This window comes from Phascolarctobacterium sp. (assembly GCF_045124115.1).
In the GTDB taxonomy this organism is placed as follows: domain Bacteria; phylum Bacillota; class Negativicutes; order Acidaminococcales; family Acidaminococcaceae; genus Phascolarctobacterium_A.
In genome coordinates this window covers 21,744-37,056 of the sequence record NZ_JBGVLF010000007.1, presented here as the reverse complement: position 1 = coordinate 37,056, position 15,313 = coordinate 21,744, and the positions used below count along the sequence as shown (strand labels likewise).

The window sequence follows — 15,313 nt, the reverse complement described above, 5'->3', positions numbered from 1 at the left end:
AAAATTTGACGAGAATTGTAGCTTTGAAGAACTCCAATCTGTCGTAGATTCTTACATCCATTTCTACAGATATGAGCGTTACCAAGAAAATCTCAAGCAGAAGACCCCCTTCGAATATAGTAGATATCTGCAACTAGCAGTCTAAATATAAGGGGGGTGTCCAAACTATAGGGTCCACGTCACTTAAAAATAAAGGATATGTGCGTAGATATAGAAAAAGCTTGAAATGGTTAGTGGAGATTGTGTGATATAGTTGAAATCTACTGTGCATCTCTCTTTTTTGTATCCTTCTTTACACTTCCCGGGTGTTAAACCTACTACTTTTGTAAAATATTGCTTAAAGTTTGCCAAAGGCTGGTGGATAGTGGTAAAATACCACTTACGAGGCTTTTTACAAGGAGAAATAAAATGGATAAAATTATTGATATTTTGAAAAATGATAAAGTATGCATTTCTTGCGAACTTTTCCCACCCAAGCAAGGCACAGAGCTGCAAAACAGCCTAGAGATTGTAAATAAAATTGCCAAAGTTAAACCGTCCTACATGAGCGTAACCTATGGCGCAGGTGGCAGCACCGTCGGTTATTCTGCTGCCTTGGCAAAGGAAGTTCAGGACAATGGTATTCCTGCTTTGGCCCATCTGACCTGTATTCAAGCTAGTGAAGAAAAGATTAGCAATGTACTGGGACAGCTGTCCGACAATGGCATTAAAAATATTTTGGCTCTCCGTGGCGACATTCCTGCAGGCATGGAAGATGCAGATATGGGTAGCTTTAAACACGCTAGCGATTTGATGCGCTATATTAAATTTAAAGGTGATTTCTGCGTTGGCGGTGCTGCGTATCCGGAAGGTCATCCTGAGTCCGGCAGTTTAGTTAAAGATATTGAAAATACCAAGTACAAAGTGGATGCAGGTGTGGACTTCCTAGTAACCCAAATGTTCTTCGACAACACCATCCTTTATAACTATATGTTCCGTTTGCTGTCCGCAGGCATTAACGTACCCGTCGTACCCGGCATTATGCCTGTGACTAACGCCAAGCAGATTATTCGTATCTGCCAACTGAGCGGAACCAAACTGCCGCCCCAATTCCGCGCAATGGTAGAAAAATTTGCGGATAAGCCTGCAGCCTTGCAACAGGCAGGTATTGCTTATGCAACCGGTCAGATTATCGACTTGATTTCCAATGGCTTTAGTCATGTACATATTTATACTATGAACCGTCCGGAAATCATTGGCGGTATTATGGAGAATCTGTCCGAAATCGTTAAGGACTAAGACCATGGAATTTAATCAAAGAGAGGCGTTGCGCTATCTTCGCGCTAATCCCAAAGACAAGGATTCCCAAAATCTAGTGGATTTAGTCTATTTGAAGCTGCGTAACGAAGTGCAGGCACGCAGCGTACTGCAACGTCATAGCGTTACTGTGGATGATGCAGGCGTAACTTTGGATACAGGTGTGCGCTTTACTTCCCGTGATTTGGCACGTCATTTGAAAGGTTGCGACAGCGTCCTGCTTTTAGGTGCTACCTTGGGTAGTAAGGTGGATGTGGCTATTCGTCGTCTGGCTCTTGGTAGTGTGGCGGAGGGGGCTGCAGCCCAGGCTGTAGCGGCAGCTTTGATCGAAAGCTATTGTGACGAAGTGCAAGCCAAGGTTGATACAGGTGCTTTGCAGCAGCGTCCGCGTTTTTCCCCTGGCTATGGGGACTGGGATTTGGCTGAGCAAGCCAAATTGTTCCCTGTGCTTAACTGCGCTAAGCAGATTGGTCTGACTTTGACCGATGGCATGATGATGGCGCCTTCTAAATCCGTTACTGCCATTATCGGCTTGAGCGAAAGCGTGGAGTGCGTGTGGAACAAGTGCATGACCTGTGGTAATGTGAACTGCCCTTATAGAAGTGAAGGATAATTTTTTGATAGAAGTTGAGGATAGAGAAATGAATTTTAAAGAATTATTAGGCAAGCAAATGCTGTTTTTTGACGGTGCTACCGGTACCCAGTTGCAGGCGCGTGGTCTGCAGCCCGGGGAACTGCCTGAGCGCTGGAACTTTACCCATCCGGAGATTGTAGAAGCCGTACACCGCGGTTATCTGGATGTTGGCTCCAATATCGTAAAATCCAATACCTTTGGCGCTAATCCTATTAAGCTGAAAGGAACTGACTTAGATTGCAAGGAAACCATTGAAGCTGCTGTGGCTATTGCTAAGCGTGCCTGCGGTGGTCGTGAAAATAAATTTGTCGCTCTCAATCTGGGCCCTACAGGCAAGCTTTTGGCTCCCTATGGGGATCTGCCCTTTGAAGAGGCAGTGGCAGCCTATGGTGAAATGGTACGCTATGGCGCAGCTGCAGGTGCGGATTTGATCCTGATTGAAACCATGAGCGATACTTATGAGATTAAGGCTGCTGTTTTAGCTTGCAAGGAAAACTGCGACCTACCCATTTGCGTTACCATGACTTTTGACGAAGATGGCAAGCTGCTGACCGGTGCTACCGTAGAGGCTGCTGCTATGATGTGCGAAGGCTTGGGCGTTGATGCCATTGGTTTTAACTGCGGCCTTGGGCCTGTACAGGTGGGCAAGCTGCTGCCCCAGATGCTGGCTGCTACCAGTCTGCCTGTAATTATCAATCCTAATGCAGGTCTACCTGTGCAAAAGGATGGCAAAACCTGCTTTGAAGTTGGGCCGGAAGAATATGCGGAGCTGATGTACGAGCTGGCACAGAATGGACCCAGTATCGTGGGCGGTTGCTGCGGTACAACTCCTGCTCACATCGAGGCTATGATTAAAAAATGCAAGGACTTGCCCTGCGGTGGTTATCGTGACTGCAAGCTGACTGCGGTTTCTTCCTATGGCAAGGCTGTACATTTGGGCGAAGGGCCTGTCATCATCGGCGAACGCATTAACCCCACCGGTAAGAAACGCTTGAAGGAAGCCTTGGTTGCAGGTGATTTGGATTATGTATGCTGTTTAGGTTTGGAGCAGATTAACAGTGGTTCCCATATTCTGGATGTGAACGTGGGCACTCCCGGTATTGACGAACCCGGTATGATTGCCAAGGCTGTGCCTGCATTGCAAGCGATTACGGATACTCCCTTGCAGATTGATACCTCTAATTACGAAGCTATGGAGCGTGCATTGCGCTTGTACAATGGCAAGCCCATGCTGAACTCCGTCAATGGCAAGGAAGACAGCTTAGCGCACGTGCTTCCCTTGGCAAAAAAATATGGCGCAGTGCTGGTTGCTTTGTGCTTGGATGATAGTGGTATTCCTGATACTGCAGCCGGGCGTATTGCCATTGCTGAGAAGATTATTGCTCGTGCAGCAGAATATGGCATTGAAAGTCGCAACATCGTTGTGGACCCATTGGCTTTGACTATTTCCACCGGTGCAGAAAATGCTGCCATTGCCTGCGAAGTAATTCGCGAGATGAAGGCTAGAGGTATTAATACTGTTATGGGCGTTTCTAATATTTCCTTTGGTCTGCCCGGTCGCGAAGCAGTAAACAGCACCTTCTTTACTATGGCTTTGAATGCAGGTCTTTCCTGCGGTATTATCAATCCTCAAAGCAAGGCTATGCTGGATGCCTTTTATGGTTATCGTGCTTTAGCAGGCTATGATGAAGGCTGTAAGGAATATGTACAGCATTATGCTGATGCGCCCAAGGCTGCTGCAACTGTTGTTAGCGAAATGGGCCTTTATGATGCCATCGTCAAAGGCTTGCAAGGTGAAGCACGCAAGGCTGCAAGCGCGGCACTTGTTAGTGAAAAGCCTTTAGATGTAATTAATAAGTACATGATTCCTGCGTTGGATTATGTGGGGGATGGTTTTGAAAAGAAAACCCTCTTCCTGCCCCAATTGCTCATGAGTGCGGATGCAGCCAAGGCTGCCTTTGAAGTAATTCGCGAAGCTGTAGGCGTAGGCGAAACCCAGGGCGAAACTGCTATTATCGCTACTGTCCATGGGGATATTCATGATATTGGCAAGAACATCGTGAAGGTGCTTTTGGAAAACTATGGCTATAAAGTTATGGATTTGGGCAAGGATGTGCCTGTTGCTACTATCGTGGAGGCTGCTAAGGAAAGCGGTGCTAGGGTAGTAGGTTTGTCCGCGTTGATGACTACTACTGTTGGCGCTATGGAGGAAACCATTAAGGAATTGCGCAAGGTTAGCGATTGCAAGGTTGTTGTTGGCGGTGCTGTGCTTACTGCCGACTATGCTGCTACAATTGGCGCAGATCATTATGCGCCTAACGCAGTTAGTGCTGTAAGCTACGTTAACGAAGTTTTTGGTAAATAAAAATGTAAATACACAGGGATAGGCTGGGGCATTTATAGTCATGTCACCACATCCCGACTCACGTGCGATTTCTTAACGCTCATTTCGTGCAGAATCACAACGAAGATTCGCGGCCAAACTTGTTCGAAAAACAAGTTTTTATTCGGTACGCTTCACTTCGGTGATTCTAAGCACTCATGAGCTAAAATCGCAAATGATTCGTCTAGGGATGTGGTAACAACGACATTGTTGTCCCAGCTTTTTTTGTTTATTCGCTGTATTTTTATGCGGATTTTTGTTGCAAAATACATAGGGATGGTGTATAATCGGTAACGTTCGCAACGGCGCAGTCTCGTTGCGTTTTTTATTCAAGATGAGAAGGGAGTTTACAAATGAGTTTTGGTTTTTTGAGCGTTATTCCGTCTTTACTGGCAATTGTTTTGGCTATTAAGACGAAAAACGTTATTTTTTCTTTGTTCTGCGGTTGCTTTGCCGGTGTTATGCTGTTGTGCAATGGTAATCCGTTTTTAGCTTCTAAAGCTTTGATTGGGGACTATTTCTTTAAACAGGTTATGGATAGCTATAATGCAGGCAATATCGTTCTGATTCTTTTCATTGGTGGCTTCATTAAATTATTGGAGCATGGCGGTGGTGCGCAGTCCTTCGCTAAATATGTGCATAAAATTGTGGATACTCCGCTGAAAGCGCAGTTGGGCTGCTGGTTGGGCGGCGTAATCATTTTCTTTACTGATTTAGGTACTGCGCTTTTGGTAGGTCCTGTTTTCCGTCCGTTGTTCGATAAGCTGAAATTGTCACGCGAAAAGTTGGCATGGGTATTGGACTCCACATCTTCTCCTGTGGCAGTGTTGATTCCCTTTATTGGTTGGGGCGTATATATTATGGGTCTTATCGAAGCCCAATATAAACTGCTTAACGTAAACGTGTCCGATTATGAAACCTTTATGGAAGCGATTCCTTTTCAAATTTACACTATTTTGGCAGTGTTGATGATTCCTTTAATTGCGATTACCAAAAAGGATTTCACCGCCATGAAGGAAGCAGAGGATGCTGCTAAGACTAGACCTGCTCCCGAGGAAATGGATGAAAATTATGTAGCGCCCAAGGATGAAGATGGTTATTCCTTGGGTAATTCTAATCCTTTTATGTTGATTCTACCGATTCTGATAGTTTTTGCTACTTTGCTGATTGATTTGGGACCATTGGGCTTCCCTTTTACCAAAATTCCCGGTAATGCTTTCCGTATTGCTCTGACCACCGGTTATTTTATGGCAGGCGTACTGTTGATTTTGATGATTTGTGGCTTCAAGGTTATGAAACCTGATCATACTTTTAATCTGTATGTCAAAGGTATGATGGGGATGACTAGCGTAGCTATTACTTTGCTGTTGGCTTGGACTTTGAGTGCCATGCTGGGCAAACTTGGTACTGCTAAATATATCGTTGAAGTTTTGCAAAGCGTCAACTTTACCCCTGTGTTGATTCCTGCCTTCATTTTCCTTTTTGGCGCGGGAATTTCCTTCTCCACTGGTAGTTCTTGGGGCACTTTTGCCATGCTGATGCCTTTAGCTATTCCCATGGGGCACGCTTTTAATATTCCGTATGGCATTTGCGTAGGCGCAGTGCTTTCCGGTGGCCTTTTCGGCGACCATTGTTCTCCTATTTCAGAGACTACTATTCTGTCTTCCATGGGTGCAGAGTGCGAATTGGTTAATCATGTGCGTACCCAATTGCCTTACGCCTGCATCAATGGTGCGATTGCTTTCTTTGGCTTCATCATCGCAGGTTTTACCAATTCTTCCATGGCGACAGTGATTTCCGTAATAGCTTTGGTGGCAGTAGTTTTTGGTTGGAACTACTACGACCGTAAGCACGCTGCACAATAATTTTCGCACGTAAAAAACAGTTCTAAGAGAATAAAAGTAGATATGCCTCCAAGTTTTAGTGTTGATAACACATAAGCTTGGAGGCTTTTTTATCGATAGCCATAATTGACTGCCAAAGTACAGCGTGATATAATATGTGTGATATATCACACATATGGAGGCGCCTATGGACGAGTATGATGTAATATTTTACGAAAAAGAGAATGGCGAAATTCCTATAAAAACTTTTCTTGATTCGCTTGACGTGAAAATGCGGGCTCGAGCGTATAAATATATAGCTTTATTGGCACATAATGGCAGTAGTTTAAGGGAACCATATTCAAAATATCTTGATGATAATATTCTGGAGCTAAGGATAAAGTTTGGTACTGACATATCGCGGATTCTATATTTTTTCTTTGTGGGTAGAAAAATTATATTAACTAATGGTTTTATCAAAAAAACACAAAAAACACCACAGCGTGAAATCGAATTAGCAAAGAAATATCGGCTAGATTTTCTAAAAAGAGAAGGTGGTAAAAAATGAAACATTTTGAAGATATGCTTAAAGAAGAGATGAAAAATCATCAATTTGCCCAAGAATATGATGCTTTGGATGCAGAGTTCAGCATCATTCAAGCTATTATTGATGCACGTAACAGCGCAGGGCTCACGCAAAAAGAGCTTTCTGAACGTAGTGGTATTGCAAGGGCAGATATTAGCAGGATGGAAAATGGCAACGCAAATCCGTCCCTGCGTACTTTGCGTAAATTAGCTGCAGGGCTGGGGATGAAACTAAAAATAGAATTTGTAAAAAACGAAGAAGCTGAAAAGCAATATGGCTGTCATAAGGTTGAAACACATTTCCAAGTGGCGGATAAGACAGAAAAGTATGGTGCAAAGGCATAAAAAATAATCTTCGTACACAAAAACACCCCTAAGGTGGTTCTACATAAACATGTAGCAGAGACCATCTTAGGGGTGCTTATTATGTTAGGGGAAAGGGTTGCTGATTATTTTACGGTTACATCAATAGCGCCGTTGTTAAGAACGACTTCTACTGCTTGACCATTTTTGATTTCGCCTGCTACAATCTTGCGACCTAACAGGTTTTCAACAGTATGTACAATAAGGCGTTTCAGCGGACGAGCGCCGAAGGCAGGATCAAAGCCTGCTTTTGCCAAGAAAGCAACTGCTTCATCGGTAGCGGTCAAAGTCAGCTCCAGTTGCTTATTGAGGCGGTCGCTCAATTCGTGGAGTACCAGTTTAACGATATCCTTAATCTGTTCTGCCTGCAGAGGTTTGAAGGTTACGATATCGTCTACACGGTTTAAGAATTCCGGACGGAAGAAACTCATGAGCATTTGCTGAATTTGCTCCCTGTCCATGGTACCGCCGTGTTTCATGATTTCGCTGCTACCCAAGTTACTGGTCATAATGATCAAAGTGTTCTTGAAGTCTACGCTGCGACCTTGGCCATCGGTTAAACGGCCATCGTCCAATACTTGCAACAGAACGTTGAAGACATCGGCATGGGCTTTTTCGATTTCATCCAACAGGATAACGCTGTAGGGATGACGACGTACTGCTTCCGTCAGTTGACCGCCTTCGTCATAACCAACATATCCCGGAGGCGCACCAATCAAACGAGATACAGTATGTTTCTCCATGTATTCGCTCATGTCAATACGCACCATGTTGCGTTCGTCATCAAAGAGGACTTCCGCCAAGGTTTTCGCCAGTTCCGTCTTGCCTACGCCGGTAGGGCCAAGGAAGATGAAGGAGCCAATGGGACGGTTGGGGTCTTTGATGCCTGCGCGGGCACGGATTACAGCTTCGCTGACGGCTTTAACGGCTTCATCCTGACCAACAACACGTTGGTGCAGGATTTCTTCCAAATGTACCAATTTTTCGCGTTCGCCGCTACCAAGGCGGGAAACAGGAATGCCTGTCCAAGTGCTGACAACTCTAGCAATGTCTTCCTCGTCCACTTCTTCTTTCAGCAGGACGTTGTCGTTACCGTTTTCGTCTTTAGCGGAAAGAGTGGACAGTTCTTTTTGCAAGGCAGGCAGACGACCGTATTTCAGCTCTGCTAATTTATTCAGGTCATAGTCCCGTTCCGCTTGCTCCATCTGCTGTTTAACAGCGTCGATTTCTTTTTTTACTTCGCGTACACGGGCGATGGAAGCTTTCTCTGCATCCCAACGTTTAACCAGCTCGTCATTGTCTTTACGCAGTTTAGCAAGTTCTTCGTTGATTTTTGCCAAACGCTCTTTGGAAGCATCGTCGTCTTCTTTGCCTAAAGCCTGAGCTTCGATTTCCAATTGCAGAATACGGCGTTTGCTTTCATCCAATTCTGTAGGCAGGCTGTCGATTTCCGTACGCAGACGGGCAGCAGCTTCGTCTACTAGGTCGATTGCTTTATCAGGCAGGAAGCGGTCATTGATATAACGATTGGAAAGCACGGCTGCAGCTACCAAAGCAGCGTCTTTAATACGTACGCCGTGATGGACTTCGTAGCGCTCACGCAGACCACGGAGAATGGAGATAGTATCTTCTACACCGGGCTCTTTAACCATAACAGGTTGGAAACGACGCTCCAAGGCGCTGTCCTTTTCAATATATTTACGATATTCGTTAAGAGTAGTGGCACCAATGCAGCGCAGCTCGCCGCGGGCAAGCATGGGTTTCAAGATATTGCCTGCATCCATAGCGCCTTCGGCAGCACCTGCACCGACTACAGTATGCAGTTCATCGATAAACATAATGATTTGACCGGCGCTGTCGCTAACGGCTTTCAATACCTTTTTCAAACGCTCTTCAAACTCACCACGGAATTTGGCACCTGCAACCAGTGCAGCCAGATCCAAAGCGTAGAGGGTTTTGTTCTTCAAGCTTTCGGGTACGTCGCCGGCGACAATACGGCGGGCAAGGCCCTCGGCAATGGCGGTTTTACCAACGCCGGGTTCACCGATGAGGACAGGGTTATTCTTCTTGCGACGGCTCAGAATCTCAATAACGCGGCGGATCTCTTCGTCACGACCGATTACAGGATCCAGCTTGCCGTCTTTAGCTTTGGCGGTAAGATCTTGGCCATATTTTTCTAAGGTTTTCTTGGTTTCTTCGTCGCCTGCAGCACTTTGATATTGCATATAGGCTGCTTCAACTTTCTTCTTATCAATACCGTATTTGCGGAACAGGGATACGACATCGCTGTCACCGTCGCTGGCAATGGTTGCTACCAATTGACCTACGGTAACTTCACCTTGCACGTTTTGGTTTAACAGAGCCATGACGCGGGCAAAGGCGGTACCCATCATCAACTGACGGTCTTGACCTTTTACGCCGGGGATACGCTGTACCAAAGCTTTGGCATCGCGTTCAAAGGCGTCTGCATCAATGTGCAGGCTTTGCAGCAAATATTTAAAGAAACCGTCACTGCCGCACAGTGCAGCCAGTACGTGGGCGGTGGTCAGTTCTTGATGATAATTCATCACAGCCTGCTGTTGGGCTGCTTCCAGTATGGATTTAACTTCTTCGCTGAATTTTTCGTTCATGGAATCTCCTCCCATCTATATAGGAAAATAATTTATTGGTGTTAGTAGGACTTTTCGTCCTTCAATTGTTATTATAACAGCAAAAGTCAAAAAGTCAAACGTCAAATTATGTAGATTTGGTGAAATCTTTGCCCATTCTTATTGACAGGGCGGAGTCACTGTGCCACAATAGTATACGCTTTGTTTTTATGTGCTTCCCTTGGCAGATGCGTAGATTATAAAGAAGCTGTGCGTATTGGGGGAAGCGGCAAATGAGGAGGAAATAATATGAACCCTACATCTTTATTACGCGGTATCGCGTTCCTATTGCTTTTGCAATGGATTTCTACAGTAATTATTAATGCCTTAGGTATTCCTTTTCCGCCGGCACTGCTGGGGATGTTGATTTTAACAGGGCTGTTGTGCTATGGCATTATCCCTGCGGAGTCCGTGGAAGATATTTGTGATATTTTAATCAGCAAAATGGGGATGCTTTTTTTGCCTGCGGGTGTCAGCGTCATGCTGTACTTTGATGTTATCCAAGCGGAGTTTATGCCTATTATGGTAACTATTGTTCTCTGTAGCTTGGCAGTATTGGCGGTTACAGCGCTCTTTCTGCAGGCTATGCTAAAGAAGGGAGGTCGCTGAGATGTTTCCGGAAGCGATTATTAACTCTACTATTTTCGGCTTGGGTTTGACTGTTATTGTTTATGCTTTGTGTGAGATTTTAGTCGACCGCTTGCGCTTGACCATTGTGCCGCCTTTCGTGCTGGCGTGTCCCATTGTAATTGCTGTGATTATGTTGGCTCCGGGGGTGGAGTACAAGCATTATGCCGCAGGTGCGGAATTTATTAACTTCCTGTTGGGACCTGCGACTATCGCGTTGGCGCTGCCGCTTTACAAGAATCGCCAAACTATTAAGGCGAACGCTGCTGCTATTCTGGGCGGCGTTACTATTGCGACTGTTGTAGCCATTGTGGTCGTCTATTGCAGTGGAAAGTTTTTGGGTGCCAGCGAGCAGGTGCTGTTGAGCTTGCTGCCAAAATCTGTAACCACACCTATTGCTATTGAAGTGTCCAAGACCATTGGCGGTATCCCCGCGTTGACTACAGCGGCAGTAATTGTAACCGGTATGCTAGGGGCTACCTTCAACCATAAGCTGTTGGCGTTAATGGGGATTAAGAACGATTTGGCAGCTGGTCTTGCCATTGGCGCTTCAAGTCACGGCTTAGGCACTAGCGTGTGCGCTGCAGTAAGTCCGGTGCAGTTGGCTATTGGCGGTGTGGCTATTGCCTTAACCGGTATTGCTACTTCTGTTTTAACGCCTATTCTGTTGCCAATCTTAAAAACTATTTGGTAAGTAAAAAAGCAGGCTTCCATGTACGGAAGCCTGCTTTTTCTATGCTGTATTTACAAATGATTAATCATACCGCGTAGTTCGGTGAAGATGACTGCTGCTTCTTCTGCAGGGAAGACCTGGCAGGGAAGTGCGCGCAAATCTTCAACACGCCAGCCCTTGTTTTGCTCTGCCAATTTGGCTAGGGCTTCTTCAAGATCATGAGCCACTACGATTGCCAAAGCATCAAGATAGAACTCGTTGTTGATGCAGGGTTCTTCAATCATGCTGTGGCTGTGGTAAGTTTTGTTATGACGCCAAAGATAAATGTTCATAAGCACACCTCCTATTTTTGCGTAAATTATATAGTATTTAGGAAGAAAACGCAAGGCGTGGGGAATGGAAGAAAATACTTTCCGAACGATTTTCTCCAAAACTGTTAAAAAGTTCACATTTTTATTTGACGTTAGCCGTTGATATTGGTATAATTATCATAAGTACACTGTAGTATAGACAACCCGAGGAAGATTTTACTTAGTTTGACGAGTGAGGAAGCTTACTTGGGTTTTATTGTTTTTGTAAGACGTTGGGGAGGTTGATTATAATGAAGGTAGCAATCATTATGGGTAGCAATTCCGATTGGCCCATTTTGGAACCTGCAGAGAAAACTTTAGTGGACTTTGGTGTGGAGGTAGAAGTTGTTGTTGCTTCTGCACACCGTACTCCTGATATTGTCCACGAATTCGCAGCAGGTGCTCGTGAACGCGGCGTAGAGGTAATCATTGCTGCAGCCGGTGCAGCTGCACATCTTGGTGGCGTCATCGCTGCTTATACCACTGTTCCTGTAATCGGCATTCCCATTAATGCTACTCCGCTCAATGGTATGGATGCACTGCTTAGCTTTGTACAGATGCCTTCCGGTATTCCTGTAGCAACCATGGCTATCAATGGCGCTAAGAATGCAGCTCTTTTCGCAGTGCAGATCTTGGCTGTAAAATATCCGGAACTGGTAGAAAAGCTGGCAGCTAACCGCCTGCAAATGCAGGAAGAAGTTAAAGCTAAAGGGGAAAAATTAGCTAAGCTGAGAGCGGAAAGCAAATAAAAGTTGCTTGTATCCGAACTATAACTATAATATAGAAGCACATTTAATGGTAAGGAGAGTTATTGTGGAAGATTTTTTCAAAGATGATAAGCTGCATGAAGAATGTGGCGTATTCGGCATTTTCAGCCATACTGAGGATGTAGCCCTCAACACCTATTGGGGTCTGTACGCATTGCAGCATCGTGGTCAGGAAAGTACCGGTATCGTTGTTACTGACGGTCGTACCATGAAGGTAAAAAAAGGTATGGGGCTTGTTCCTGATGTATTCAAAGATGGCGTTGCCGAATTGAGCGGTTTTGCTGCTATCGGCCATGTGCGTTATTCCACCACCGGTGCCAGCATGCCCTACAACATCCAACCTTTGAAGGTATATTTTGATGGTGGCAACTTGGCATTGAGCCATAACGGCAATTTGACCAATGCAGGCCAGCTGCGTGCTAACTTGGCTAAGGAAGGTGCCGTATTTACTACCACCATTGATACTGAAGTAGTTCTCTCCTTGATTGCCTACAGCGCTCGTCCTACTATCGAAGAACGCGTTGCTGAAGCTGTTAAACAAATTCGTGGTGCTTACGCTATTTTGATCATGACCGATAATAAGATTATCGCTGTTCGTGATCCCTACGGTTTCCGCCCCTTGGTTTTGGGCAAAATGGAAAACGGCTGGTGCGTAGCTTCTGAATCCTGCGCTTTCGACCTTGTTGGCGCAGAACTTGTGCGTGACGTTAAACCCGGTGAAATGGTTATTATCGACAGCGATAACGCTGAACCCCGCAGCATGATGTGGGCTGATAAACTGCCGGAAAAAACTGCTCACTGCATTTTTGAATATGTATATTTCGCGCGTAATGATAGTGTAATTGATAAACAGCCTGTTTACGATGCCCGTATTCAAATGGGTCGCGAACTGGCTAAAGAAACTATGGATATTAAACCGGACATTGTTATTTCCGCTCCCGACAGCGGTACTCCTGCTGCTATCGGTTATGCACTGGAATCCGGTATTCCTTTCTTGGAAGGTCTTACTAAAAACCGTTATGTAGGCCGTACTTTTATCCAACCTACCCAAAAGCAACGTGCCAATGCTGTACGTTTGAAACTGAACCCTGTACGCAGCGTAGTGGAAGGTAAATCCGTTGTTATGGTTGACGACTCCATCGTTCGCGGTACTACCAGCGGCAAGGTAGTAAAATTGCTGAAGGAGGCAGGCGCGAAAGAAGTTCACGTTTGCATTTCCTCTCCTCCGGTAGTAGATAGCTGCTACTATGGTATCGATACTTCCGAACGCAAGCAGCTGATTGCAGCTCGCTGCACTCAAGACGAAATCTGCCGCTACATTGGTGCGGACAGCCTGCATTATATTTCCATGGATGGCATGAAACGCGCTATCAGCCACATTGATCCCGAGGGACTGTGCTGTGCATGCTTCAGCTCCTGCTATCCTGATAAGGCTGATGAAACTATTAAGCAAGAACCCAAGAGCATAGAGGAGTAATTTTAGGAGGCAGTTATGAGCGAAGAAAAGAAACAACTTACTTATGCTGATGCCGGTGTAGATATTGATGCCGGTAACAAAGCTGTTGAATTAATGAAGGAAAGCGTGCGTGCTACCTATCGTCCCGAAGTTATCGGTGACTTGGGCGGCTTTGGCGGTCTGTTCGCTTTGAACAGCGGCAAATACAAAGAGCCCATTTTGGTAAGCGGTACCGACGGCGTTGGCACTAAGCTGAAATTGGCTTTCATGGCTGATAAACATGACACCATCGGTCAAGACGCTGTTGCTATGTGCGTTAACGATATTTTGGTACAAGGCGCAGAGCCTCTGTTCTTCCTGGACTACATTGCTGTAGACAAGGTTGACTCCCAAAAAGTTGCCAACATCGTTAAAGGTGTTGCCGGTGCCTGCAAAGAAAGCGGTTGCGCTCTTATCGGCGGTGAAACTGCAGAAATGGCAGGCTTCTATGCTAAAGGTGAATACGATATCGCAGGCTTCTGCGTAGGCGTAGTTGATAAATCCAAGATGATTACCGGTGCAAAGGTTAAGGCTGGCGACGTGCTGCTGGGCTTGCCTTCCAGCGGCGTACACTCCAATGGTTTCTCCTTGGTACGCAAAATCTGCTTTGAAGCAATGGGTTACGATATGGATACCTATATTGAAGATTTTGGCTGCACTTTGGGCGAAAAACTGCTGGTTCCCACCCGTCTGTATCCCAAAACCTGCCTGCCTCTGATTGAAAAATTCGATATCCACGGCATGGTACATATTACCGGCGGTGGTTTCTATGAAAATATTCCACGTATTCTGCCTGAAGACTGCGATGCAGAAGTTAATGCTGAAGCTTGGGAAGTTCCTGTTGTCTTCAAAAAATTGCAAGAATGGGGCAACGTGCCTTGGCCGGAAATGTACCGCACCTTTAACATGGGCGTAGGCATGGTATTGGTTATCGATGCTGCAGAAGCAGACGCTGTACGCGCCCACTTGGAAGCTGCAGGCGAAACCTACTATGAACTGGGCAAAGTAATCCCCGGTACTAAGAAGACCATCATGAAAGGCGGCGTTTTCGGTGCGTAAGGTTGGCGTATTGGTTAGCGGTCGCGGCAGCAATCTGCAAGCTGTAATGGACCGCATTGCAGATGGCTACCTGCCCTTGGAAATCGCTGTAGTCATTAGCGACAAGGCTGACGCTTATGCTTTAGAGCGTGCTGCTAAGGCAGGGATTAAAACCGTTGCCATTGAGCGTAAAGGCTGTGCTTCCAAAGATGAGTTTGAAGACAAGATTCAAGCAGCTTTGGTAGATGCAGGTTGCGAGCTGGTGGTTTTGGCAGGCTTTATGCGTATTTTAAGCGGCAGCTTTGTAAATAAATGGCATCACAAGATTATTAACATTCATCCTGCTTTGTTGCCTAGCTTCCCCGGTCTCCACGGCCAAAGACAGGCTTTTGAATACGGTGTGAAATTTTCCGGCTGCACTGTTCACTTTGTAGACGAAGGCACCGACAGCGGTCCCATTATTCTGCAAAAGGTTGTGCCGGTGCTGGATGATGATACTGAAGATACTTTGGCAGATCGCATTCTGGTGCAGGAGCATATTGCCATGCCCGAAGCATTGAAGCTGTGGGCGGAAGGCAAACTGCAGATTGAAGGTCGCAAGGTGCGTATTTTGGCATAATGAGGTGTGCAA

Annotated in this window: 14 protein-coding genes and 1 pseudogene; 13 read left to right on the top strand and 2 right to left on the bottom strand. The window is 45.7% G+C overall.

Translation table 11 applies throughout. The features are described from left to right. From ACJMM4_RS01120 to ACJMM4_RS01090, 7 genes and pseudogenes are all read left to right on the top strand, one after another. The coding region (locus tag ACJMM4_RS01120; RefSeq protein WP_405382631.1) for an IS3 family transposase at positions 1-145 on the top strand (145 nt) is incomplete at its 5' end. Between the two features lie 263 nt (positions 146-408). After that, positions 409-1,278 (top strand): methylenetetrahydrofolate reductase, encoded by an 870-nt coding sequence (locus ACJMM4_RS01115; RefSeq protein ID WP_405382627.1) that lies wholly within the window; start codon positions 409-411, stop codon positions 1,276-1,278. Positions 1,279-1,282: 4 nt separating this feature from the next. After that, a complete protein-coding gene (locus ACJMM4_RS01110) occupies positions 1,283-1,909 on the top strand; it encodes a vitamin B12 dependent-methionine synthase activation domain-containing protein (RefSeq protein ID WP_405382625.1) in 627 nt (208 codons plus the stop codon). Positions 1,910-1,937: 28 nt separating this feature from the next. After that, positions 1,938-4,295 (top strand): homocysteine S-methyltransferase family protein, encoded by a 2,358-nt coding sequence (locus tag ACJMM4_RS01105; protein ID WP_405379644.1) that lies wholly within the window; start codon positions 1,938-1,940, stop codon positions 4,293-4,295. A gap of 371 nt (positions 4,296-4,666) precedes the next feature. Further along, positions 4,667-6,178 carry a Na+/H+ antiporter NhaC family protein gene (locus ACJMM4_RS01100; protein WP_405379645.1) on the top strand — a complete coding sequence of 504 codons (1,512 nt, stop codon included), beginning with the start codon at positions 4,667-4,669 and terminating at the stop codon, positions 6,176-6,178. A gap of 166 nt (positions 6,179-6,344) precedes the next feature. After that, a complete protein-coding gene (locus tag ACJMM4_RS01095) occupies positions 6,345-6,704 on the top strand; it encodes a type II toxin-antitoxin system RelE/ParE family toxin (protein WP_405379646.1) in 360 nt (119 codons plus the stop codon). Continuing rightward, a pseudogene (locus ACJMM4_RS01090) lies at positions 6,701-6,970 on the top strand (helix-turn-helix domain-containing protein); the annotation flags it as partial. The gene ACJMM4_RS01095 and the pseudogene ACJMM4_RS01090, both read left to right, overlap by 4 nt. 200 nt (positions 6,971-7,170) lie before the next feature. On the opposite strand, the gene clpB reads toward ACJMM4_RS01090, so the two are convergent. Continuing rightward, the gene (gene clpB / locus ACJMM4_RS01085; RefSeq protein ID WP_405379647.1) at positions 7,171-9,714 is read right to left on the bottom strand and encodes an ATP-dependent chaperone ClpB; all 2,544 of its coding nucleotides are present in this window, start codon (positions 9,712-9,714) and stop codon (positions 7,171-7,173) included. A 267-nt stretch (positions 9,715-9,981) separates the two neighbouring features. Between clpB and ACJMM4_RS01080 the strand changes: the two genes are divergently transcribed. Together ACJMM4_RS01080 and ACJMM4_RS01075 are read left to right on the top strand one after the other, a co-directional pair. Beyond that, positions 9,982-10,341: a CidA/LrgA family protein gene (locus ACJMM4_RS01080; RefSeq protein ID WP_405379648.1), complete on the top strand. Its 360-nt coding sequence runs from the start codon at positions 9,982-9,984 to the stop codon at positions 10,339-10,341. Position 10,342: 1 nt separating this feature from the next. Next, positions 10,343-11,053, top strand: a complete 711-nt coding sequence (locus ACJMM4_RS01075) for an LrgB family protein (RefSeq protein WP_405379649.1) — start codon at positions 10,343-10,345, stop codon at positions 11,051-11,053. 50 nt (positions 11,054-11,103) lie between these two features. On the opposite strand, the gene ACJMM4_RS01070 is transcribed toward ACJMM4_RS01075, so the two are convergent. Beyond that, positions 11,104-11,364 carry a hypothetical protein gene (locus ACJMM4_RS01070; protein WP_405379650.1) on the bottom strand — a complete coding sequence of 87 codons (261 nt, stop codon included), beginning with the start codon at positions 11,362-11,364 and terminating at the stop codon, positions 11,104-11,106. Between the two features lie 269 nt (positions 11,365-11,633). Between ACJMM4_RS01070 and purE the strand changes: the two genes are divergently transcribed. From purE to purN, 4 genes are all read left to right on the top strand, one after another. Further along, positions 11,634-12,131, top strand: coding sequence for a 5-(carboxyamino)imidazole ribonucleotide mutase (purE, locus tag ACJMM4_RS01065; RefSeq protein ID WP_405379651.1), 498 nt, complete (start codon positions 11,634-11,636; stop codon positions 12,129-12,131). Positions 12,132-12,195: 64 nt separating this feature from the next. Next, positions 12,196-13,626 (top strand): amidophosphoribosyltransferase, encoded by a 1,431-nt coding sequence (gene purF / locus ACJMM4_RS01060; RefSeq protein ID WP_405382623.1) that lies wholly within the window; start codon positions 12,196-12,198, stop codon positions 13,624-13,626. Positions 13,627-13,641: 15 nt separating this feature from the next. Further along, positions 13,642-14,703 (top strand): phosphoribosylformylglycinamidine cyclo-ligase, encoded by a 1,062-nt coding sequence (gene purM / locus ACJMM4_RS01055; RefSeq protein WP_405379653.1) that lies wholly within the window; start codon positions 13,642-13,644, stop codon positions 14,701-14,703. Further along, positions 14,696-15,301, top strand: coding sequence for a phosphoribosylglycinamide formyltransferase (purN, locus tag ACJMM4_RS01050; RefSeq protein WP_405382621.1), 606 nt, complete (start codon positions 14,696-14,698; stop codon positions 15,299-15,301). The genes purM and purN overlap by 8 nt, the downstream gene beginning before the upstream one ends. Positions 15,302-15,313: the final 12 nt, after the last annotated feature.

What these genes read in the sequence shown, in the direction of transcription:
- ACJMM4_RS01115 (WP_405382627.1), top strand. Translation starts at nt 409, where the DNA reads ATGGATAAAATTATTGATATTTTGAAAAATGATAAAGTATGCATTTCT.
- ACJMM4_RS01110 (WP_405382625.1), top strand. Translation starts at nt 1,283, where the DNA reads ATGGAATTTAATCAAAGAGAGGCGTTGCGCTATCTTCGCGCTAATCCC.
- ACJMM4_RS01105 (WP_405379644.1), top strand. Translation starts at nt 1,938, where the DNA reads ATGAATTTTAAAGAATTATTAGGCAAGCAAATGCTGTTTTTTGACGGT.
- ACJMM4_RS01100 (WP_405379645.1), top strand. Translation starts at nt 4,667, where the DNA reads ATGAGTTTTGGTTTTTTGAGCGTTATTCCGTCTTTACTGGCAATTGTT.
- ACJMM4_RS01095 (WP_405379646.1), top strand. Translation starts at nt 6,345, where the DNA reads ATGGACGAGTATGATGTAATATTTTACGAAAAAGAGAATGGCGAAATT.
- clpB (WP_405379647.1), bottom strand. Translation starts at nt 9,714, where the DNA reads ATGAACGAAAAATTCAGCGAAGAAGTTAAATCCATACTGGAAGCAGCC.
- ACJMM4_RS01080 (WP_405379648.1), top strand. Translation starts at nt 9,982, where the DNA reads ATGAACCCTACATCTTTATTACGCGGTATCGCGTTCCTATTGCTTTTG.
- ACJMM4_RS01075 (WP_405379649.1), top strand. Translation starts at nt 10,343, where the DNA reads ATGTTTCCGGAAGCGATTATTAACTCTACTATTTTCGGCTTGGGTTTG.
- ACJMM4_RS01070 (WP_405379650.1), bottom strand. Translation starts at nt 11,364, where the DNA reads ATGAACATTTATCTTTGGCGTCATAACAAAACTTACCACAGCCACAGC.
- purE (WP_405379651.1), top strand. Translation starts at nt 11,634, where the DNA reads ATGAAGGTAGCAATCATTATGGGTAGCAATTCCGATTGGCCCATTTTG.
- purM (WP_405379653.1), top strand. Translation starts at nt 13,642, where the DNA reads ATGAGCGAAGAAAAGAAACAACTTACTTATGCTGATGCCGGTGTAGAT.